Genomic DNA, 20,907 nt, shown 5'->3' with positions numbered 1-20,907 from the left:
AAATCACGCGAGCGGCGTAGATCGAACTACGCGGCAACCGACCCCCGAGGAGTGGAACGAGATGCCAAGAGCCCTTCCTGAAGACCCGATGATCCGCAGCCTCGTTGCCGCAGCGCGAAAGGCGCAGATGTCGCGCCGCGCCATGCTCCTCGGCACCGCTGGCACCATCGGCGCTGCGTCTGCCGTGAGCCTTACGGCATGTGCGCCGTCCGGCGAGAGCCTGACCTGGGCGAACTGGGCGCTCTATATCGACGAGGATGACAACGGCGACTACCCGACGCTCGACCGCTTCGAAGACGAGAGCGGCATCCGCGTCAGCTACCAGGTCGATGTCGACGACAACAACACCTACTACGCCAAGGTCAAAGACCAGCTGGCCCTCGGCCAGGACATCGGCGCCGACACGGTCTGCCTCACCGACTGGATGGTTGCGCGCCTCATCCGCCAGGAGTACGTGCAGGATCTCGGCCGCTCAAAGATGCCGAACACCGAGAACCTGCTGCCGAGCCTGTCGAACCCCGACTGGGATCCGGGTCGCACCAAGTCCCTCCCGTGGCAGGGCGGGTTCGCCGGCATCTGCTGGAACAAGGAGAAGCTGCCGGGCGGCCTCAAGAATGTCAGCGACCTCTGGGCCCCAGAGCTGAAGGGTCGCGTCGGAGTGCTCTCCGAGATGCGCGACACGATCGGCCTCATCATGCTCGAGCAGGGCGTCGACATCTCCAGCGACTTCTCCGCAGAGGACTTCGCGAAGGCAAACGACGTCTTCCGCGAGAAGGTCGAGAGCGGCCAGATCCGCAACATCAAGGGCAACTCGTACATCGACGACCTCACCAACGAGGACACCCTCGCGGCCATCGTCTGGTCGGGCGACGTCACGACGCTCAACGCCGAGTCTGGCGACAAGTGGGAGTTCATCATTCCAGAGACCGGCGGAACGCTGTGGAACGACAACTTCGTCGTTCCCAACGGCTCAACGAAGCTCAAGAACGTGCAGAAGCTCATCGACTACTACTACGACCCGGCGGTCGCAGCAGAGGTCGCGGCCTGGGTCAACTACATCACCCCGGTCGAGGGAGCGAAGGCCGAGGCGGAGAAGATCGATCCTGAGCTCGCCGACAACCAGCTCATCTTCCCCAACGAGGAGACCCTCTCGAAGGTCAAGATCTTCCGCGGACTCACCCCAGAAGAGGAGCAGAGCTTCGGGGACCAGTTCCAGAGCGTCCTCCTTGGAGTCTGACCATGGCTGAGGGTGGATCCGGGTTCGCCGAGGCGGGCGCCGACCTCGAGCTGGTGGGGATCACGAAGCGGTTCCCCGGGTTCACGGCGATCGAGGATCTCAACCTCACCATCCCCGCTGGCTCGTTCTTCGCCCTGCTCGGTCCGTCGGGGTGCGGCAAGACGACGACCCTTCGCCTTGTGGCCGGGCTCGAGGACCCGACCGCTGGCCGCATCCTCATCGGCGGTAAAGACGTGACGCAGACCAAGCCATACCAGCGGCCGGTCAACACCGTCTTCCAGAGCTACGCGCTCTTTCCGCACATGACGGTGCTGGAGAACGTCGCCTTCGGGCTCAAGCGGCGTCGTATCTCCGACGCGATCCCGCGCGCGCACGAGGCGCTTCGCCTCGTCGAGCTCGACCACGTCGCCCAGCGCAAGCCCGCCCAGCTCTCCGGCGGCCAGCAGCAGCGCGTTGCCCTCGCCCGTGCCGTGGTGAACCGGCCGGCACTGCTGCTGCTCGATGAGCCGCTCGGCGCCCTCGACCTCAAGCTGCGGCGGCAGATGCAGCTGGAGCTGAAGGAGATCCAGTCGGATGTCGGCCTGACCTTCCTCCACGTGACGCACGACCAGGAGGAGGCCATGACCATGGCCGACACCGTCGCGGTCATGAACAAGGGCGAGATCGAGCAGATGGGAGCGCCTGAAGAGCTGTACGAGCTGCCGAAGACGGCGTTCGTCGCGAACTTCCTTGGCCAGTCCAACCTCTTCACGGGATCCGTCACATCGTCGAGCGCCAGCTCGATCGTCGTCGCGGTCGGCGACCTCAAGATCGAGGTGCCCCGCGAGCGAGCCCAGCGCCATGCCGGAGCGGTGACGATCGGGGTGCGGCCAGAGAAGCTCATCCTGCACACCTCGGCGCCCAAGCCCGCCAGCGGCACCAACGTCATCGGCCCCGGCCGCGTGACAGACGTGTCGTTCAGCGGTGTCAGCACGCAGTACCAGGTCGCGGTCAAGGGACTCGGCACGATCGTCGTCTTCGCCCAGAACATGGTCTTCGGCCCGGTCGTCAACGTCGGGGCCGAGGTCTGGCTCGCCTGGACCGTCGATCACGGATTCGGGCTCGCCGACGACCCAGAGGACACGCCGCGCTTCGAGCCGGATACCTCCACGCGCTCCCTCGCGATCCAGAGACGCGAGAAGCTCGAGGCGGAGCTGGAAGAGGCCTAGAGCATGGCTTTCGGGGCATTCACAACGACAGCGGCACCGCCGACGGAGGCCGGTCCGCGTCGGCGAAGCAAGATCGCCCTCATCCTGCTGCTTCCGGGTCTTGCCTATCTCGCGCTGTTCTTCCTCGTTCCGCTGGTCTCGCTCGTCATGACCTCGCTCCAGTCGAAGGTCGCGGGCGGAGACATCGGCGAGTACCAGTTCGACCTCGCGTTCGCGAACTACGGCACGGTCGTCGGGCAGTACGGGGAGCACATTGTCCGCTCGTTCGGGTTCGCCGTCGTCGCCACGATCCTCGCGCTGCTGTTCAGCTATCCGCTTGCCTACTTCCTCGGGGTGACCCTGCGGCGCTTCCCGCTACTGCAGGCGCTCGGGCTCACGTTGGTGATCGCCCCGTTCTTCATCAGCTTCCTGCTGCGCACCCTGGCCTGGAAGCAGATCCTCTCTGACGAGGGCATCGTGCTCGGCACGCTGAAGAACCTCTCCGTGCTGCCTGCCGACGCGCACGTCACCGGCACGGCCGGCGCGGTGATATTCGGGCTCGCCTACAACTTCATCCCGTTCATGACCCTGCCCATCTACACGTCGCTCGAGAAGCTCGACCTTCGCTATGTCGAGGCGGGCGGCGATCTCTATGCGAGTCCCGCGCGCACGTTCTTCAGCATCACCCTCCCGCTGTCTGCTCCCGGTGTGATCTCCGGAACCCTCCTGACCTTCATTCCTGCCGCGGGTGACTACGTGAATGCGAGCAACTCGTTCCTCGGCTCGCCCGACACCGCGATGATCGGCAATGCGATCGAGAGCAACTTCCTCACCCAGCAGAACTATCCGGCGGCGGCCTCACTGTCGATCATCCTGATGGCGGCGATCCTCGTGCTGGTGGCGGCCTACGTGCGGCGCAGCGGAACGGAGGACCTCGTCTGATGAATGCGCTGTCCCGCTTCTTCTCGAAGTACACCATCTGGATCTACGCGGTTCTCGCGTTCGTGTTCATGCTGATTCCGATCGTCTATACGATCGCGTTCTCGTTCAACGACTCGCGCCGCTCCAATATCGAGTGGCGCGGCTTCACCCTCGACAAGTGGGCGAACCTCTGCGATGCCCAGGGGGTGTGCCAGGCGTTCGCCAACAGCATCCTCGTCGGCGTCGTGGCGACCCTGCTCGCCACGACTCTCGGCACCATGATCGCGATCGCCCTTGCGCGGTACCGGTTCCGGTTCCGGGCGGCGACGACCCTGCTGCTCTTCCTTCCGATGGCGACCCCGGAGGTCGTGCTCGGTGCTGGACTCGCCGCCGAGTTCCTGACGGCCGGCGTTCCCAAGAGCGGGCTGACGGTCATCCTCGCTCACACGATGTTCTGCATCAGCTTCGTCGTCGTGACGGTGCGGGCGCGGGTGGCGAGCCTCGATCCGGCGATGGAGGAGGCTGGTCGTGACCTCTACGCCTCACCGGCGCAGGTGTTCCTGCGCATCACCTTCCCCCTCCTGCTGCCGGGCATCATCGCGGCGGCGCTGCTGAGCTTCGCCCTGAGTTTCGACGACTTCATCATCACGAACTTCAACTCCGGGCCGTTCGTCACGTTCCCGAAGTTCCTCTACACGGCCGCGGCTCGCGGCTTGCCGGCGGAGGCGAATGTCGTGGCATCCGCCGTCTTCTTCATCGCGATCATCGCGGTCGTCACCGTTCAGCTGACCTCGGCGGCGCGGCGCAAGCGACTAGCGGCCACGGGCTAATGGTGTTCGTGGATCGCACCAGGCTCGCGCGCCTGTGGAACGACGAGGTCGAGCTGTTCGAGCGGCTGCACCCGCGCTCTGGCGACCTCTGGAGGAACGCCGTTCCGCACATGCCCGACGGGGTGCCGATGCTCTGGATGGCGAAGTGGCCAGGCAGCTGGCCGGTCTACGTCGAGGCGGCGGGCGGTGCCCACTTCACCGACGTCGACGGCATCGACTACGTCGACCTCTGCCTCGGCGACACCGGGGCCATGTGCGGTCACGCACCGGAGGCATCTGTACGGGCGATCAGCGAGCAGCTCGCGAAGGGCTCGACCTTCATGCTGCCGACGAGGGATGCGGCAGAGGCGGCCGCCCTGCTCGAGGAGCGGTTCGGAGTGCAGAGCTGGCAGTTCACCCTCTCGGCGACCGACGCGAACCGCAGCCTCATCCGGTATGCGCGCCAGGTCACGGGAAGACCGAAAGTGCTGGTCATAGACCACTGCTACCACGGCACCGTTGACGAGGCCTACGCGGTGCTCGACGACGACGGCGAGGTGGTCTCTCGCCGCGGCAACATCGGCGCACCCGTGCCGCTCGACCAGACGACCGTCGTCGTGCCGTTCAACGACATCCCTGCCCTCGAGCGAGCCCTTCGCACTCTCGAGGTCGCCGCGGTGCTCATCGAGCCAGCGATGACCAACATCGGCATCGTGCTGCCGGAGCCCGGCTGGCACGAGGCACTGCGCGAGTTGTGCACAGAGACGTCGACCATCCTCGTCATCGACGAGACCCACACGCTGTGCGCCGGACCCGGCGGCATGATCCGGCGCGATGGCCTCGAACCAGATGCCGTTGTCGTCGGCAAGGCGATCGGCGGCGGCATCCCGGCCGGAGCGTTCGGCATGACAGCCTCGCTGGCCGCGAGGGTGCGCGACAGCCTCGACCTCGAGGACATCGACGTCGGGGGAGTGGGTGGAACCCTCGCCGGCAACGCGGTGTCGATGGCCGGCATTCGGGCAACTCTCGGCCAGGTTCTCACCGCAGAGGTGTTCCCCGGAATGATCGAGCGGGCGAGCGAGTGGACCGTCGGGGTGCAGGACGCCCTCGACGAGTTCCGCGTGCCGTGGCAGGTCACCCAGCTCGGCGCGCGCAGCGAGTACAGCTTCCGCCCGACGCCTCCCCGAGACGGCGGCGAGGCGGCCGACGCCGACGACTTCGAGCTGCAGCAGTACCTTCACCTGCACGCCCTCAACCGCGGCGTGCTCATGACGCCGTTCCACAACATGGCTCTCATGTGCCCGGTGACCACGAGCGCAGACGTCGAGCGCCATACCGTCGCATTCCGTGAGGCTGTCGAGAGCCTCTTCGCCTAGAGCGCCTTCAGCGCCTCCTCGAGCACGCCGACCGCCTCGGCGAGCAGCGCGTCGCTGATCGCCAACGAGGGGAGAAAACGCACGACGTTGCCGTAGGTTCCCGCCGACAGCAGCAGCACGCCGTTCTGGGCCGCGAAGGCGGTGACCGCGCTGACGGCTGCGGCGTTGGGCTCATGCGTGCCCGGCTGCACGAACTCGATGGCGAGCATCGCGCCGATGCCGCGCACATCGCCGATCACGGGGTAGCGCGACTGCAGGTCGAGCAGAGCTGGCTTGAGCACGCTCTCGATGCGCGTCGCCTCCGCGAGGAGCCCGCGGCTCTCGATCGCCTCGAAGACGGCGACGGCAGCAGCGGCGGCGACCGGATTGCCGGCGAAGGTGCCGCCGAGTCCGCCGGGGTGGGAGGCATCCATGATCTCCGCCCGCCCGGTGACGGCGGCGATGGGAAGCCCTCCCGCGATTCCCTTGGCGCTCAGCACGATATCCGGGGTGAGCCCCATGTGCTCGCTGGCGTAGTAGCGGCCGGTGCGCGCCATGCCGCTCTGGATCTCGTCGGCGATGAAGACGATGCCGTTGGCAGTGCACCAGTCCTGCAGCGCAGCGAGATAGCCAGGAGCCGGAACCACGAACCCGCCCTCGCCCTGGATCGGCTCGACGACGACGCACGCGAGATCGGTGGCGCCGACCTTCTTCTCCAGGTAGGAGATCGTGCGGGCTGCCGCCTCCGCGCCGCTGAGCCCGTCGTGGAAGGGGTAGGAGTTCGGCGCGTGGTGCACGTCGGGGGCGAACGGTCCGAAGCCCAGCTTGTATGGCATCGACTTGAAGGTCATGGCCATGGTGAGGTTGGTGCGTCCGTGGTAGGCGTGGTCAAGCACGCCGACGCCGCTGCGACCGGTGAACTTGCGGGCAATCTTGACGGCGTTCTCGACGGCTTCTGCGCCGGAGTTGAGCAGCACCGACTTCTTGGCGAAGTCGCCAGGGGTGTGCTCTGCGAGCAGTTCGCAGACACGAACGTAGGACTCGTACGGCGTGATGGTGAACATCGCGTGCGTCAGCAGCTCGAGCTGGCCTTGCGCCGCCGCGACGACGCCCTCGTCGGTGTGTCCGATGGTCATCACGCCGATGCCGGAGCCGAGGTCGATGAACTGGTTGCCGTCGACGTCGACGACGATCGCGCCGTGAGCGCGGTCGATGAAGACGGGCAGCGCAGAGGAGACGCCAGTTGAGACGACGGCGAGGCGGCGGGCCTGCAGCTCCTGCGAGCGGGGACCGGGAATGGCAGTCCTGATGAGTCTTTCGGCAGCGATGGCGACGGTAGTCATGATGGACTCATCCTATGAACCTTGCGCATCACTACGCGATGAATCTGCGCTGGACGGGCAATCGCGGCACGGGAACCAGCTCGTACCGCGCCTACGGTCGCGACCACGTGGTGAGTGCAGAGGGCAAGCACGACATCGCGGGCTCCAGCGACAGGGTCTTCCACGGAGACCCTGACCGCTGGAATCCGGAGGAGCTGCTGCTCGCCGCGCTCAGCCAGTGCCACATGCTGAGCTACCTCCACGTGGCGACCCTGCACGGCATCGTGGTCGAGGAGTACACGGATGCTGCGACCGGCACCATGGAGCAGACAGCGGGCGGTGGCGGCCACTTCACCTCGGCCACCCTGCGACCCGTTGTGACGATCAGCGCGGGGGATCCTGCGGTAGCCCTCGCCATCCACCACGAGGCGAGTGAGAAGTGCTTCATCGCAGCCTCGGTGAATTTTGCCGTCGCCCACGAGCCGGAGGTTGTCGTTCGCGGCTAGGCGCGAACCCTTCTGTGCTCTGCCTCTGGCAGGATTGGGGTCATGCGTCGAGTTCTTGCGGTTGGCTTCGTCACGCTCGCACTCCTCGCTACCTCCGCGGTCGCGCCGGCCAATGCGTGCGGGTGCGGTGGTGTTGTCGGTCCACCCGACACCACGGTCACGGCCTCGAGTGAGCGCGCCATCGTCAGCTGGGACGGCGAGAAGGAGACGATAGAGCTCACCTTCGACGTCGACTCCGACAGTCTGTCGGCCGGACTCATCGTGCCGACCCCTGCTCCGGCGGCGATCTCTGCTGGAGACCTGCGAACCTTCGACGTCATCGAGAGCGTCATCCGACCGAGAGTGCTCGTCGAGAAGGACTGGTGGGGCATCGACTACTTCGTCGACGACGAGCTCCCGACTGCGGCCGACACCCTCGAGCGGGTTCCGCTGAACCCCATCACGACAACCACCATCTCCGCATCCGACCCCATCGGCCTGCAGGCGTGGCTTACCGTCCATGGCTATGTCGTCTCCGACGCGATGGCGAGCGCGATCAAGACCTACGCCGACTACGGCTGGTCGTTCACCCTCATCTCGCTGACGAGTGAGGACGTGATCGACGGGCACATCGATCCCATCCGGCTCACCTTCGACACCAACCGCCTCGTCTATCCGATGCGCCTCGCCCGGTCGGAGACTGTTCAACAGAACGTGCGCGTCTTCGTGTTCGACGACCATCGCAACGACGTCACTCAAGCTGCCGCTCCGACCCTCGATATCGACGCCGACATCGAGGACCTCTACGCCGGGCCGGTGACAGACTCCCGTCTCGTGCAGCTCGGCGCCTACCTCTCTGCTTTCGACATCACCTACGTGGATCCCAAGAACCAGGTCACGAGCGACATCGGCTTCTTCGAGTCCATCAGCGACGATTCCGTGCTGCCGACGGTGACCGACTACCGGCCGGTGACGCTGCTCGGTCTGCCGGTGGGAACCCTCGTGGTTGTCTGGACGCTCATCGGCATCGGGCTCGTCATCGGCCACTTCCGCGGTCGTCGACGGGCAAGATAGGCCCCGTCGCGTCTATGTGGCAAAGCCACAGCCGGAATAGGCCAGACTGGATGCCGGAAACAGTCCCAACAGAAGGGTGCGTCGTGCGCACTGCAGTAGCCCTCGTTCTCGTGGCGGGCCTTGTCGGCACCCTTGCCGGCTGCTCGACGCCAACGCCAAGCCCGACCCCGGAGGGCTGCACCCCGTCTGGCGCCGTCTCGGACGCCGTCACGGTGAAGGGCGACTTCGGCTCAGAGCCAGAGGTCACCTTCGACGCGCCGCTGACGGTCGAGTCGACCCAGCGCACCGTGGCTATCGAGGGCGACGGCAAGGCGGCAGCGACCAACGATCTCGTTCTCGTGGACTTCGCCGTCTACAACGCGACCACGGGCGTCAAGCTCGACGCCACGGACTACACCGCCGCGACCCGTCCGCAGTTCACGGTAAGCGAGTCCCTTCTGCTCGTCGGTCTCGCGAAGACCCTCGAGTGTGCAACGGCCGGCTCGCGCATCGTCGGCGTCATCCCCGGGTCGGAGGCGTTCGGCGAGACCGGCTCCGCCGACCTCGGCGTCGGTGCCAATGAGGGCCTGCTGTTCGTGATCGATGTCGACACGGTTGCATCCGGCGTTGCCGACGGCGAGCCCGTCGAGGTCGAGGACGACACGCTGCCGACCGTCGACCTCGCCGAGGACGGCACCCCCACCATCACGATCCCCGATGCAGCGCCGCCAGCCGAGTTCAAGCTCGCCGTGCTCAAGCAGGGCGATGGCGACGTCGTCGGCGACGGCGACACCGTGACGATGCAGTACCAGGGCATCAACTGGAACACCAAGACCGTCTTCGACCAGAGCTGGGGCTCCGGCGCCCGCAGCTTCGCCACGACCGGTGTCGTCACGGGCTTCGCCCAGGCCCTCGTCGACCAGAAGGTCGGATCCCAGGTGCTCGTGGTTATCCCGCCAGAGCTGGGCTACGGCCCGAGCGGCGGCAGCAGCGACGGATCGATCTCCGCGACAGACACGATCGTCTTCGTCATCGACATCCTCGCCACCGCGCCAGCAGCCGCCGGCTAGGCCCACCGTGACCGCCCGTCGCGTCATCGTTCTCGGCTCGACCGGGTCGATCGGCGTGCAGGCTCTCGAGGTGATCAGAGAGAACCCGGATCGCTTCGAGCTCGTCGGGCTCGCCGCGGGCACCAACCGGGTCGTGCTTGAGCAGCAGGGAGCGGAGTTCGGCGTCAGCGCGCTCGCGGTCGGTGCCGCGGAGGCGGCGCAGCTCGCCAGAGACGTGGATGCAGAGGTCGTTCTCAACGGCATCACCGGTTCTGTCGGCCTCGCCCCCACCCTCGCCGCACTGGAGTCGGGCAAGACCCTCGCCCTCGCCAACAAAGAGAGCCTCATCGTCGGCGGCGCTCTTGTCACCGGCCGCGCGGCTCCCGGTCAGCTCGTTCCCGTCGACTCGGAGCACTCTGCGATCGCGCAGGCCCTGCGCAGCGGGTCGGCGAGCGAGGTGCGACGGCTCGTGCTGACGGCATCGGGTGGCCCGTTCCGCGGTCGAAGCCGGGAGTCGCTGCGCGATGTCACGCCAGCCCAGGCACTGGCCCACCCCACCTGGGACATGGGCCTCGTCATCACGACGAACTCCGCGACTCTCGTCAACAAGGGCCTTGAGGTGATCGAGGCGCACCTTCTGTTCGACGTTCCGTACGACCGCATCGACGTGACCGTGCATCCGCAGTCGATCGTCCATTCCATGGTCGAGTTCATCGACGGCTCGACGATCGCGCAGGCGAGCCCTCCCAACATGAAGCTGCCCATCTCGCTCGGCCTGGACTGGCCTAACCGCGTCGCCGGCGTTGGTGCCCCGCTCGACTGGACCGTGGCGAGCGAGTGGACCTTCGCCCCCCTCGACGAGCAGGCGTTCCCGGCCGTTGCGCTCGCAAAGCAGGTAGGCGTCGCTGGCGGAACATTCCCCGCCGTGTTCAATGCCGCCAACGAGCAGGCGGTGCTCGCGTTCCATGCCGGCCGCATCGGCTACCTTGGCATCCTCGACGTCGTCAGAGCGACGGTGGACGCCCACTCGGAGTCGTCAGAGCTCAGCCTCGATGTCGTTCTCGACGCCGAGGCATGGGGGCGCAGAACCGCAGACGAGCGGATCGCCGCCTCCTAGCCGTCCTTCGGCCCCTTGCCCGGCTTGTCGCGGCCACCGTCGGCGGCGTCCTGCGCCTCCTCGAGGTCTTTCTTGACCTCGTCGATGGCGCGGCGCAGCTCGTCGGCGACTGGCCCGTCGATCGTGCCGGCATCCCGAGCGTCGTCAACGGCATCCTTGAGCGACTCCAGCTGAGACAGCGCCGACTCGAAGTCGCCGGCAGCCGCGCTCGTCGACACAGCGAGCACCTGCTGCTGCAGGGCTCCGGCGAGAGTGTCGTCGAAGCGGCCGTAGGCGACGAGCTCCTGGAGGGCAGCGAGCGAGGCTCCGAGCTCGCCCTCGACGGCCGGGTAGACCGGTTCGACGGGCTCCTCGACGACGGGCTCCGGCTCGACGCTGGGGGAGGACTGCGTCTCTGGCGGCGCGACCTGTCCGCCGAGGCCAGAGAGGCTCGCGGCGATGAGGGAGACGGTGATCAGGGCGGCAATGACGGCCACGACTACGAGGATGAGTATCACGCGACGGCGATCGGGCGAGGATTTGGCCTTCGGTGGGGTCGAGGTCGTTGTCTCTTTCCGCAGCACCTCCGTCGCGGCTGGCGCGCTGGATCGCAGCACCTCCGTGGCCGCGTCTGCCGATGCCAGCGCGGCCGCTGGCATGAGCTTCGTGGCAGCGGGAAGCACCGCGGTGGCAGCGGGCAGCAGCGCCGTCGCGGCGGTCACGTCCGCATCGCTCACGAGCGCGAGCTCTCGCAGCGATGCCAGCGCGTCGAGCGCGGTCGGGCGGTCATCGGGGGAGCGGGCAGTCATGGCGGTGAGCAGGGATCCCCAACCCGCTCCGAGCGAGCCGGGAATCACCGGATCACTGCTCAGTCTCGCCATCGCTGACTCGATGGCGGTGCCCGCAAAGGCGCGCTCGCCAGAGAGCGCCTCCAGGAGCGTGAGTCCGAGCGAGTAGATATCGCTCGCAGGGGTGAGCGGCTTGCCCTCCGCCTGCTCCGGGCTCATGTAGGTCGCGGTGCCGATCACGGTGCCGGTCTGGGTCAGCCCGGCAGAGTCGATGAGCCGGGCGATGCCGAAGTCGGCAAGTCGGGCTGCGGGCGATCCATCCTCCTGAAGGTCCGGCAGCAGCAGGTTGGCCGGTGAGATATCGCGGTGGATGACGCCACGCCCGTGCACATAGGCCAGGGCCCCGGCGACATCCGCTCCGATCGCGGCAACCCTCTGCGGCGATACCGGGCCCTCCGCGGCAATCAGGTGACGAAGGTCCGTGCCCTCGACGAGCTGCATCACGAGCACCCCGGTGGCGTGCGGGTCGTCTGGCACTCCGGGTACCGCGTCGTAGAGAGTCACGAGAGCGGGGTGGTCGAGGCTCGCGATCAGGCGGATCTCCTCTGCCTGACGAGCAACGCTCGCGGCGTCAACGACGCTGTCGCGGAACACCTTGAGTGCGACGGCTCTGCCGAGCTCCTCGTCGAGGGCGCGGTAGACGACCGCCATTCCTCCGGTGCCGATGACCGATTCGATGCGGTAGCGGCCGGCCACGAGATCGCCGATGCCGGGTGTGTGTGCGTCGCTGCTAGTCATTGGCCCGAAGTTTACGCGGTCGCGCCCGGCATCCACTGACCGGTATTCGCGCGACTCAGCGTCCTCTCGAATCAACGGGTCTATGGTTAGCGCGTGGAAACCGTGCTGCTGTACATCCTTGGCATCCTCATCATGGTGGTCGGCATCACGCTCTCCATCGGGCTGCACGAGATCGGGCACCTCGTGCCGGCCAAGCGGTTCGGCGTTCGCGTCGGCCAGTACATGATCGGCTTCGGCCCGACACTCTGGTCGCGAAAGTTCGGCGAGACGGAGTACGGCGTCAAGGCCATCCCGATGGGCGGCTACATCTCGATGTCGGGAATGTACCCGCCGTTGCAGCCGGGCGGCCGTGCGCGCACCGCGAGCACCGGCTTCTTCGAGACCCTCATGCAGGATGCCCGCACACCAAGCGCAGACACGGTCGCCGCTGACGAGAACCGCGTCTTCTACAGCCTCGCCACCTGGAAGCGCATCATCATCATGCTCGGCGGGCCGTTCATGAACCTGCTCATCGGCATCCTGCTCTATGCCGTTGTGCTGTGCGGGTTCGGAATCCCGCAGGCGAGCACGACCATCGGCTCGGTGAGCGAGTGCGTCATCCCGTCGACCAGTTCAGCGACGGAGTGCGCGCCCGATGACGAGCAGGCACCGGGAGCCGCGGCCGGACTTGCGCCGGGCGACCGCATCCTCAGCGTCGACGGCACAGAGGTCGACTCGTGGAATGAGGCGACCGAGATCATCCGCGACTCGGCGGGCACCGATATCGACATCGTCGTTGAGCGCGACGGCTTAACGCTGACGCTCGTCGCCACGCCGCTGCTGACCGAGCGCTACGTTGCCGACGAGAACGGCGTGGTCGAGAAGGATGCCGACGGCGAGCCCATCGTGCAGAAGGTCGGATTCCTCGGCATCGGCTCCGCCTACGAGACGGTGCAGCAGCCGGTGACGGCGGTGCTGCCGCTGGTCGGCGACAACATCGTTCGGGTTGTCAACATCATCCTTCACCTTCCTCAGCGGCTCGTCGATGTCTGGAATGCGGCATTCGGTCCAGACGAGCGCGATCCGGAGGGCCCGATCAGCGTCGTCGGCGTCGGGCGCATCGCGGGAGAGATCACGAGCCTCGACAGCGTCCCCGTCGCGGATCGCGCCTCTGCCCTCATCCAGGTGCTCGCCTCGCTCAACGTCGCGCTCTTCGTCTTCAACCTCATCCCGCTCATGCCTCTCGACGGCGGGCACGTTGCGAACGCGCTCTTCGATGCGGTCAGGCGGCGCATCGCGACCCTGCGGGGTAAGCCGGATCCCGGGCCGTTCGACGTGGCGAAGCTGATTCCCCTCACGTTCGCCGTCGTGATCGTGCTCGGCCTCATGAGCGTGCTGCTGATCTACGCAGACATCGTCAAGCCGATCTCGATCTTGTAGCCGCGTTTTTCTCTGGCTGCGCCGCCGAATCCAATCCGGAGGCACACGGCCCACGCGGCCACCAGCCGGGGCCGATAGAATTGTTGTCGTGCCTGCCGTCAATTTGGGTCTGCCCAAAGCCCCCGAGACCCTCCACCCGCGCCGCAAGACTCGCCAGATTGCCGTTGGCAAGGTCGGGGTTGGCAGTGAATCGCAGGTCAGCGTGCAGTCGATGACGACGACGCAGACCACGAACATCAATGCAACGCTGCAGCAGATCGCCGAGCTCACGGCCACGGGCTGCGACATCGTGCGCGTCGCGGTTCCCCACCAAGACGACGCCGACGCGCTCAAGATCATCGCGATGAAGAGCCAGATCCCCGTGATCGCCGACATCCACTTCCAGCCGAAGTACGTGTTCGCGGCGATCGACGCCGGTGTCGGCGCCGTGCGCGTGAACCCCGGCAACATCCGCAAGTTCGACGACCAGGTCGGCGCGATCGCGAAAGCGGCGAAGGATGCCGGCATCAGCATCCGCATCGGCGTCAACGCCGGCTCCCTCGAGCCGAGCCTGCTGCAGAAGTACGGCAAGGCAACGCCAGAGGCTCTCGTCGAGAGCGCCGTCTGGGAGGCGAGCCTCTTCGAGGAGCACGACTTCCACGACTTCAAGATCTCGGTCAAGCACAACGATCCCGTGACCATGATCAAGGCCTACCGGCTGCTCGCCGAGCGCGGCGACTGGCCGCTGCACCTCGGTGTCACCGAGGCAGGGCCGGAGTTCCAGGGCACGATCAAGAGCGCAACCGCCTTCGGCGTGCTGCTGTCCGAGGGCATCGGCGACACCATCCGTGTCTCCCTCTCTGCGCCGCCGGCGCAGGAGGTCAAGGTCGGCCTGCAGATCCTGCAGTCGCTCGGCCTGCGCGAGCGCAAGCTCGAGATCGTCTCCTGCCCGAGCTGCGGTCGCGCCCAGGTCGACGTCTACCAGCTCGCCAACGACGTCACCGCGGGCCTGGAGAAGATGACCGTTCCGCTGCGCGTCGCCGTTATGGGCTGCGTGGTCAACGGACCGGGCGAGGCGCGTGAGGCCGACCTCGGCGTGGCTAGCGGCAACGGCCGCGGCCAGATCTTCGTCAAGGGCGAGGTCATCAAGACCGTGCCAGAGGCAGAGATCGTCGCGACCCTCATCGAGGAGGCCAACCGCCTCGCCGCAGAGATGCCAGCGAGCGCGACGGGCAGCCCCGTCGTCGTCACGGCGTAGCTCGCAAGTAACATAGGCGGGTGCCAACTCGCCTCTCGCAGCTCTTCGTCCGTACGCTCCGTGAAGACCCGGTTGACGCCGAGGTCGCCAGCCACCGCCTCCTGGTGCGGGCCGGCTACATCCGCCGGCAGGCTCCCGGCGTGTTCGCGTGGCTGCCGTTGGGGCTCAAGGTGCGTCGCAAGATCGAGGACATCATCCGCGAGGAGATGGGATCGTTCGGCGCGCAGGAGGTGCACTTTCCCGCACTCCTGCCCCGGGAGCCCTACGAGGTCACCAACCGCTGGACGGAGTACGGCGACGGCATCTTCCGTTTGAAAGACCGCAAGGGCGCCGACTACCTGCTCGCGCCGACACACGAGGAGGTCTTCACGCTGCTCGTGAAAGACCTGTACTCGAGCTACAAAGACCTTCCCCTCTCGATCTACCAGATCCAGGACAAGTACCGGGATGAGGCGCGGCCCCGCGCGGGACTGCTGCGCGGTCGTGAGTTCTCGATGAAGGACAGCTACAGCTTCGACCACACGGATGCCGGACTCGACGTGTCGTACCAGCAGCACCGCGACGCCTATGAGCGCATCTTCACCCGCCTCGGTCTCGACTACGTCATCGTCAAGGCCGATGCCGGTGCGATGGGCGGATCGCGCAGCGAGGAGTTCCTGCACCCCACCCCGGTCGGTGAGGACACCTTCGTTCGCTCCGCGGGCGGCTACGCCGCCAACGTGGAGGCATTCACCACCGCCGCTCCCGCTGCCGTGGCGTTCGACGCGCTGCCTGCGGCCGTCGTGCACGAGACACCCGACACCCCCACCATCGACACGCTGGTCGCTGTGGCCAACTCGATCGACCCCGCACGTGGCTACACCGCGTCCGACACCCTCAAGAACGTTGTGCTCGCGCTGACCGACCTCGAGGGCAACCGCTCGCTCGTGGTCGTCGGGCTGCCCGGCGACCGCGGCGTCGACCTCAAGCGCGCAGAGGTGGCGTTCGCCCCCTCGGAGGTCGAACCGGCAACCGAGGCCGACTTCGCCGTGAACCCGGGACTTGTGAAGGGCTACATCGGGCCGTGGTCTGCCGCCGGAGCTGTGCTCGGCGAGGCATCGACCACCACGATCCCGTACCTCCTCGACCCCCGCGTCTCAGAGGGCACGAGCTGGGTCACCGGTGCCAACGAGGAGGGGCGTCACGTCTTCAACCTCGTGGCTGGCCGAGACTTCGCCGCCGATGGCACGGTGGAGGTCGCCGAGGTCGTTGCCGGGGATGAGGCTCCCGACGGCTCCGGCCCTGTCGAGCTCGCTCGCGGTATGGAGATCGGGCACGTGTTCCAGCTCGGTCGCAAGTACGCAGAGGCCCTCGGCCTCAAGGTGCTCGATGAGAACGGCAAACTCGTCACCGTCACGATGGGCTCCTACGGCATCGGCGTCACGCGAATCATGGCCGTCATCGCCGAGTCGAACAATGACGAGAAGGGCCTCATCTGGCCAAAGAACGTCGCGCCATACGACGTGCACGTCATCGCCGCGGGCCGCGAGGAGGTCGTCTACGAGGTGGCGGAGAAGCTTGCCGCGGATCTCGAGGCACGCCGGCTCGACGTGCTGCTCGACGACCGGCCCAAGGTCTCGCCCGGCGTCAAGTTCGGCGACGCAGAACTGCTCGGTGTTCCAGAGATCATCATCGTCGGCCGCAGCGCGGCCGACGGCATGGTCGAGCACTGGGATCGCCGCACGGGCGAGCGCACCGCACTGAGCGTCGCGGATGCCGTGGCGCGCCTCGCAGGCTAAGCGGGTATCCTTGGGTGGCTGCGCATTCGCAGCCTGATGACAACAATAAAATATCGGAGGCCCTCAGTGGAAATCGACCTGAGCGTACTGCGACTCATGGAACGTGAGCGCGAGATTCCATTCGAGGAACTCGTTGCGATCATCGAGCAGGCCATCCTCACGGCCTACCTCAAGCACACTGGCGAGAGCGACCGCAAGCCGGGCGACGGCGAGCACGCATCGCACGCCAGAGTCTCGCTCGACCGCAAGACCGGCAAGGTCTCTGTATTCGTCGCAGAGCATGACGACGAGGGCAATGTCATCGGCGAGGCGGAGGAAGACCCTCGCGACTTCGGCCGCATCGCCGCCTTCGCGGCCAAGCAGGTCATCAACCAGCGCCTGCGCGACATCGGCGACGACAAGGTGCTCGGCGAGTTCAAGGGGCGCGAGGGCGATATCGTCGCCGGCGTCATCCAGCAGGGCCCGAACCCGCGCATGATCCACGTCGACCTCGGGTCGATCGAGGCGATCCTGCCGCCAGAGGAGCAGGTGCCGAGCGAGGACTACGCGCACGGATCCCGCATCCGCGTCTACGTCACGAGTGTCGCCCGCGGTCTCAAGGGCCCGCAGATCACGGTGAGCCGCACGCACCCCTCCCTCGTGCGCAAGCTCTTCGCCCTTGAGGTTCCGGAGATCGCGAGCGGACTCGTCGAGATCACCTCTGTTGCCCGCGAGGCCGGTCACCGCACCAAGATGGCGGTTCGTGCCACCGAGGCCGGAATCAACGCCAAGGGTGCCTGCATCGGAGAGCTCGGCCAGCGCGTGCGCGCGGTCACGGCAGAGCTCAACAACGAGAAGATCGACATCGTCGACTACTCCGACGACCTGGCGACCTTCGTCGCCAACGCGCTCTCACCCGCCAAGGTGTCGAGCTCGTACGTCATCGACGAGTCGACGAAGGCGGTTCGCGCCCTCGTTCCCGACTACCAGCTCTCGCTCGCGATCGGCAAGGAGGGCCAGAACGCCCGCCTCGCGGCCAAGCTCACGGGCGCGCGAATCGATATTCAACCCGACTCAATCCTTGAGGGTTAGCAGAGCGTGAATATCCATTCGCGCGCGGCCGGGACAACGCGTAGAGCGTTGTCTCGCGCCGGAACGCTGCAAACACAGCCCGACTCCATTTTGGAGGAGTAGGCTGTATCCCGTTAGAACGTGCATCGGTTGCCGTCTTCGCACTGACAAACCCTCCCTGCTGAGGGTTGTCGCGCGGGATGGCGCGGTTGTCGCAGATCCGTCTGCGACACTTCCCGGTCGAGGCGCGTGGGTTCATCCCACGCGCGAGTGCGTTGAGACCGCGATCAAGCGCCGGGCCTTCGGCCGGGCGCTGCGGGTCTCGACGGCGCTCGACACGGCACGAGTTCTGGCATTGGCAGGGGAGTCGACCGACTCCCCGAGACGAAATGGCTGAAAACACATGGACAACTAATGAGCGGCTCGAAATGAGTTCCGTCCACTAAATGTCTGCTCCCTGCTCTGGGCGCAGACCCAGACAGGAGAATTTGTGGCTAATCCACGCGTGCACGAGATCGCAGCTGAACTCGGCATTGAAAGCAAGATCGTTCTTGAGCACCTCAAGACAATGGGCGAGTTCGTCAAGGGACCGTCCTCCAGCATCGCACCGCCCGTCGCACGACGGGTGAAGGCAGCCCTCGAGGCGGAGGGCATCAAGCCAGCCGCCCCCGCCGCCCCCAAGGCAGCACCGGCCAAGCCGGCCGCGGCCAAGCCGGCTCCCGCCGCCCCTGCAGCCCCGGTTGTAGAGACCCACGACGAGGCTGAGGCTCCCGCCCCCGCTCCGCTGACCGTTGCAGAGCGCCAGGCCCAGGCCGAGGCGGCTGCCGCGAACCCCGCTCCCGTTGACGCAGAGCGCCCGAGCATTCCGCGCCCTGGCAACAACCCCTTCGGCACGACCCAGAGCGCGGCACGCCCCGGCATCCCGCGTCCTGGCAACAACCCGTTCGCGTCGAACCAGGGCATGCAGCGACCGGGCGCCTCGGCGACCGGCATCCCGCGCCCGGGAGCCCCGCGTCCCGGAGCCCCGCGTCCCGGCGGCCCCGGCCAGGGCGGCTTCCGTCCCGGTGTAGCCGGGCAGCGCCCGGGTGGTGCAGGCCAGCGCCCGGGTGGCGCGGGTCGTCCGGCCGGTGCCGGCGGCTTCCGCCCCGGTGGAGCCGGTGGAGCACCGGGAACACCCGGATCCAACTTCGGCCCGAACCGTCCGCCAGCAGGCGGTCGCGGTCGCGGTCCCGGCGGTGGAACCGCTGGAGCATTCGGCCGCGGTGGCGGCAAGAGCAAGGCACGCAAGTCGAAGCGCACGAAGCGCGCCGAGTTCGAGCTGCGCGAAGCCCCGTCGCTCGGTGGTGTCAGTGTTCCCCGCGGTGATGGCTCGACCGTCATCCGCCTTCGTCGTGGCGCGTCGATCACCGACTTCGCCGACAAGATCGACACCAGCCCCGGAAACCTCGTCACGGTCCTCTTCCACCTCGGCCAGATGGCCACGGCGACGGAGTCCCTCGACGAGGCGACCTTCGAGATCCTCGGTGACGAGCTCGGCTTCAAGATCCAGATGGTCTCGCCAGAGGATGAGGACCGCGAGCTGCTCGCCGGCTTCGACCTCGACCTCGACCAGGAGCTAGAGGACGAGAACGACGAGGACCTCGAGATCCGTCCGCCGGTCGTGACCGTCATGGGCCACGTCGACCACGGTAAGACGAAGCTCCTCGACGCGATCCGCAACGCCAATGTCGTCGCCGGTGAGGCGGGTGGAATCACCCAGCACATCGGTGCCTACCAGGTCGTCGCAGAGCACGAGGGCATCGAGCGCGCCATCACCTTCATCGACACGCCGGGTCACGAGGCGTTCACCGCCATGCGTGCTCGTGGTGCGCAGGTCACCGACATCGCGATCCTCGTGGTCGCGGCTGACGACGGCATCATGCCGCAGACGGTCGAGGCGCTCAACCACGCCCAGGCCGCCGGTGTTCCGATCGTCGTCGCCGTCAACAAGATCGATAAGGACGGCGCGAACCCGGCCAAGGTGCGCCAGCAGCTCACCGAGTTCGGCCTCGTGGCAGAGGAGTACGGCGGAGACACGATGTTCGTCGACGTCTCTGCTCTCAACAACATCGGCATCGACACGCTGCTCGACGCCGTGCTGCTGACGGCAGACGCCGGTCTCGACATGCGGGCAAACCCGAACAAGGATGCCCGCGGCGTCGCGATCGAGGCCAAGCTCGACAAGGGGCGCGGTGCAGTCGCGACCGTGCTCATCCAGTCGGGAACCCTCGAGGTCGGAGACCCGATCGTCGCAGGAACGGCCTACGGCCGCGTTCGCGCGATGTTCGACGAGAACGGCAACCCGGTCGAGTTCGCCACGCCAGCGCGCCCCGTCTCGGTGCTCGGACTCACGTCCGTTCCCCGAGCCGGTGACACGTTCCTCGTGACCGACGACGACCGCACGGCCCGCCAGATCGCCGAGAAGCGCGAGGCAGTGGAGCGCAACGCGCTGCTGGCCCGCAGCCGCAAGCGCATCAGCCTCGAGGACTTCACCAAGGCCCTCGAAGACGGCAAGGTCGAGTCGCTCAACCTCATCCTCAAGGGTGACGTCTCCGGTGCCGTCGAGGCGCTCGAGGAGTCGCTGCTCAAGATCGAGGTCGACGACAGCGTGCAGCTGCGCATCATCCACCGCGGTGTCGGTGCTGTCACCGAGAGCGACGTCAACCTCGCAACGGTCGACAACGCCATCATCATCGGCTTCAACGTTCGCCCTGACCCGAAGGCCCGCGACCGCGCACAGCGCGAGGGCGTGGATGTTCGGTTCTACTCGGTCATCTACGCGGCCATCGACGACATCGAGAACTCCCTCAAGGGAATGCTCAAGCCGGAGTACGAGGAGGTGCAGTCGGGCGTCGCGGAGATCCGCGAGGTCTTCAGCTCCTCCAAGTTCGGCAACGTCGCTGGTGTCATCGTGCGGTCGGGAACGATCACGCGAAACGCCAAGGCGCGCGTCATCCGCGACGGGATCGTCGTCGGCGACAACCTGGCCATCGAGTCGCTGCGTCGCTTCAAGGATGACGTCACCGAGGTTCGCACGGACTTCGAGGCCGGTATCGGGCTCGGCAAGTTCAACGACATCCAGATCGGGGATGAGATCGAGACGATCGAGCTGAAGGAAAAGCCCCGCGTCTAGTTCGCTGTACGGCGTTGGATGCCGGTGCCCAGCACGGAAAACGGGGCCCCTCCCCCGAGTCTCCTTACCTGGACACCGGCATCCATCGCCCGATCTCGTGAGGGCTTAGCCTCACGTTCAATGGTTGGGGAGGGTTTTTCGTATGGCAGAT

At 66.7% G+C, this 20,907-nt stretch carries 17 protein-coding genes; 15 read left to right on the top strand and 2 right to left on the bottom strand.

The features are described from left to right. Positions 1-61: 61 nt before the first annotated feature. From AC14A7_RS07650 to AC14A7_RS07630, 5 genes are read left to right on the top strand one after another with little or no spacing between them, the layout of a single operon-like run. On the top strand, positions 62-1,237 hold the full coding sequence (locus AC14A7_RS07650) for an ABC transporter substrate-binding protein (protein WP_484007817.1): 1,176 nt from the start codon (positions 62-64) through the stop codon (positions 1,235-1,237). A 2-nt stretch (positions 1,238-1,239) separates the two neighbouring features. Further along, positions 1,240-2,445 carry an ABC transporter ATP-binding protein gene (locus AC14A7_RS07645; RefSeq protein ID WP_484007815.1) on the top strand — a complete coding sequence of 402 codons (1,206 nt, stop codon included), beginning with the start codon at positions 1,240-1,242 and terminating at the stop codon, positions 2,443-2,445. Positions 2,446-2,448: 3 nt separating this feature from the next. Next, positions 2,449-3,366 carry an ABC transporter permease gene (locus AC14A7_RS07640; protein WP_484007813.1) on the top strand — a complete coding sequence of 306 codons (918 nt, stop codon included), beginning with the start codon at positions 2,449-2,451 and terminating at the stop codon, positions 3,364-3,366. Beyond that, positions 3,366-4,175, top strand: coding sequence for an ABC transporter permease (locus AC14A7_RS07635; protein ID WP_484007811.1), 810 nt, complete (start codon positions 3,366-3,368; stop codon positions 4,173-4,175). The genes AC14A7_RS07640 and AC14A7_RS07635 overlap by 1 nt, the downstream gene beginning before the upstream one ends. After that, positions 4,175-5,530, top strand: a complete 1,356-nt coding sequence (locus AC14A7_RS07630; RefSeq protein WP_484007809.1) for a transaminase — start codon at positions 4,175-4,177, stop codon at positions 5,528-5,530. The genes AC14A7_RS07635 and AC14A7_RS07630 overlap by 1 nt, the downstream gene beginning before the upstream one ends. Here the strand turns inward: AC14A7_RS07630 and gabT are convergent. Beyond that, on the bottom strand, positions 5,527-6,852 hold the full coding sequence (gene gabT, locus AC14A7_RS07625) for a 4-aminobutyrate--2-oxoglutarate transaminase (protein WP_484007807.1): 1,326 nt from the start codon (positions 6,850-6,852) through the stop codon (positions 5,527-5,529). The two genes, AC14A7_RS07630 and gabT, sit on opposite strands and share 4 nt — an antisense overlap. Positions 6,853-6,866: 14 nt before the next feature. On the opposite strand from gabT, the gene AC14A7_RS07620 reads away from it, so the two are divergent. The 4 genes from AC14A7_RS07620 to dxr all read left to right on the top strand — a co-directional run bounded on the left by AC14A7_RS07620 (position 6,867) and on the right by dxr (position 10,535). Beyond that, positions 6,867-7,337: an OsmC family protein gene (locus AC14A7_RS07620; protein ID WP_484007805.1), complete on the top strand. Its 471-nt coding sequence runs from the start codon at positions 6,867-6,869 to the stop codon at positions 7,335-7,337. Positions 7,338-7,379: 42 nt separating this feature from the next. Then, entirely contained in the window at positions 7,380-8,390 is a 1,011-nt protein-coding gene (locus AC14A7_RS07615; RefSeq protein ID WP_484007803.1) for a DUF2330 domain-containing protein, read from the top strand. An 83-nt stretch (positions 8,391-8,473) separates the two neighbouring features. Further along, positions 8,474-9,439 (top strand): FKBP-type peptidyl-prolyl cis-trans isomerase, encoded by a 966-nt coding sequence (locus tag AC14A7_RS07610; protein WP_484007801.1) that lies wholly within the window; start codon positions 8,474-8,476, stop codon positions 9,437-9,439. Positions 9,440-9,446: 7 nt separating this feature from the next. Further along, positions 9,447-10,535 carry a 1-deoxy-D-xylulose-5-phosphate reductoisomerase gene (gene dxr / locus AC14A7_RS07605; RefSeq protein WP_484007799.1) on the top strand — a complete coding sequence of 363 codons (1,089 nt, stop codon included), beginning with the start codon at positions 9,447-9,449 and terminating at the stop codon, positions 10,533-10,535. Here the strand turns inward: dxr and AC14A7_RS07600 are convergent. Continuing rightward, complete coding sequence (locus AC14A7_RS07600) at positions 10,532-12,100, bottom strand: serine/threonine-protein kinase (RefSeq protein ID WP_484007798.1); 1,569 nt, start codon at positions 12,098-12,100, stop codon at positions 10,532-10,534. The two genes, dxr and AC14A7_RS07600, sit on opposite strands and share 4 nt — an antisense overlap. Positions 12,101-12,193: 93 nt before the next feature. Between AC14A7_RS07600 and AC14A7_RS07595 the strand changes: the two genes are divergently transcribed. From AC14A7_RS07595 to infB, 6 genes are all read left to right on the top strand, one after another. Next, complete coding sequence (locus tag AC14A7_RS07595) at positions 12,194-13,519, top strand: M50 family metallopeptidase (RefSeq protein ID WP_484007796.1); 1,326 nt, start codon at positions 12,194-12,196, stop codon at positions 13,517-13,519. A gap of 88 nt (positions 13,520-13,607) precedes the next feature. Further along, entirely contained in the window at positions 13,608-14,756 is a 1,149-nt protein-coding gene (ispG, locus tag AC14A7_RS07590; RefSeq protein WP_484007794.1) for a flavodoxin-dependent (E)-4-hydroxy-3-methylbut-2-enyl-diphosphate synthase, read from the top strand. A gap of 20 nt (positions 14,757-14,776) precedes the next feature. Beyond that, complete coding sequence (locus AC14A7_RS07585) at positions 14,777-16,534, top strand: proline--tRNA ligase (RefSeq protein WP_484007792.1); 1,758 nt, start codon at positions 14,777-14,779, stop codon at positions 16,532-16,534. Between the two features lie 66 nt (positions 16,535-16,600). After that, complete coding sequence (nusA, locus tag AC14A7_RS07580; protein ID WP_484007790.1) at positions 16,601-17,605, top strand: transcription termination factor NusA; 1,005 nt, start codon at positions 16,601-16,603, stop codon at positions 17,603-17,605. Between the two features lie 10 nt (positions 17,606-17,615). Next, positions 17,616-17,981, top strand: coding sequence for a YlxR family protein (locus AC14A7_RS07575; RefSeq protein WP_484007881.1), 366 nt, complete (start codon positions 17,616-17,618; stop codon positions 17,979-17,981). Positions 17,982-18,074: 93 nt separating this feature from the next. After that, complete coding sequence (infB, locus tag AC14A7_RS07570) at positions 18,075-20,756, top strand: translation initiation factor IF-2 (protein WP_484007788.1); 2,682 nt, start codon at positions 18,075-18,077, stop codon at positions 20,754-20,756. Positions 20,757-20,907: the final 151 nt, after the last annotated feature.

This window comes from Conyzicola sp. (assembly GCF_057073975.1).
This window is presented reverse-complemented; position numbering and strand designations above follow the sequence as displayed.

What these genes read in the sequence shown, in the direction of transcription:
- AC14A7_RS07635 (WP_484007811.1), top strand. Translation starts at nt 3,366, where the DNA reads ATGAATGCGCTGTCCCGCTTCTTCTCGAAGTACACCATCTGGATCTAC.
- gabT (WP_484007807.1), bottom strand. Translation starts at nt 6,852, where the DNA reads ATGACTACCGTCGCCATCGCTGCCGAAAGACTCATCAGGACTGCCATT.
- AC14A7_RS07650 (WP_484007817.1), top strand. Translation starts at nt 62, where the DNA reads ATGCCAAGAGCCCTTCCTGAAGACCCGATGATCCGCAGCCTCGTTGCC.
- AC14A7_RS07640 (WP_484007813.1), top strand. Translation starts at nt 2,449, where the DNA reads ATGGCTTTCGGGGCATTCACAACGACAGCGGCACCGCCGACGGAGGCC.
- AC14A7_RS07620 (WP_484007805.1), top strand. Translation starts at nt 6,867, where the DNA reads ATGAACCTTGCGCATCACTACGCGATGAATCTGCGCTGGACGGGCAAT.
- AC14A7_RS07600 (WP_484007798.1), bottom strand. Translation starts at nt 12,100, where the DNA reads ATGACTAGCAGCGACGCACACACACCCGGCATCGGCGATCTCGTGGCC.
- AC14A7_RS07630 (WP_484007809.1), top strand. Translation starts at nt 4,175, where the DNA reads ATGGTGTTCGTGGATCGCACCAGGCTCGCGCGCCTGTGGAACGACGAG.
- AC14A7_RS07645 (WP_484007815.1), top strand. Translation starts at nt 1,240, where the DNA reads ATGGCTGAGGGTGGATCCGGGTTCGCCGAGGCGGGCGCCGACCTCGAG.
- AC14A7_RS07615 (WP_484007803.1), top strand. Translation starts at nt 7,380, where the DNA reads ATGCGTCGAGTTCTTGCGGTTGGCTTCGTCACGCTCGCACTCCTCGCT.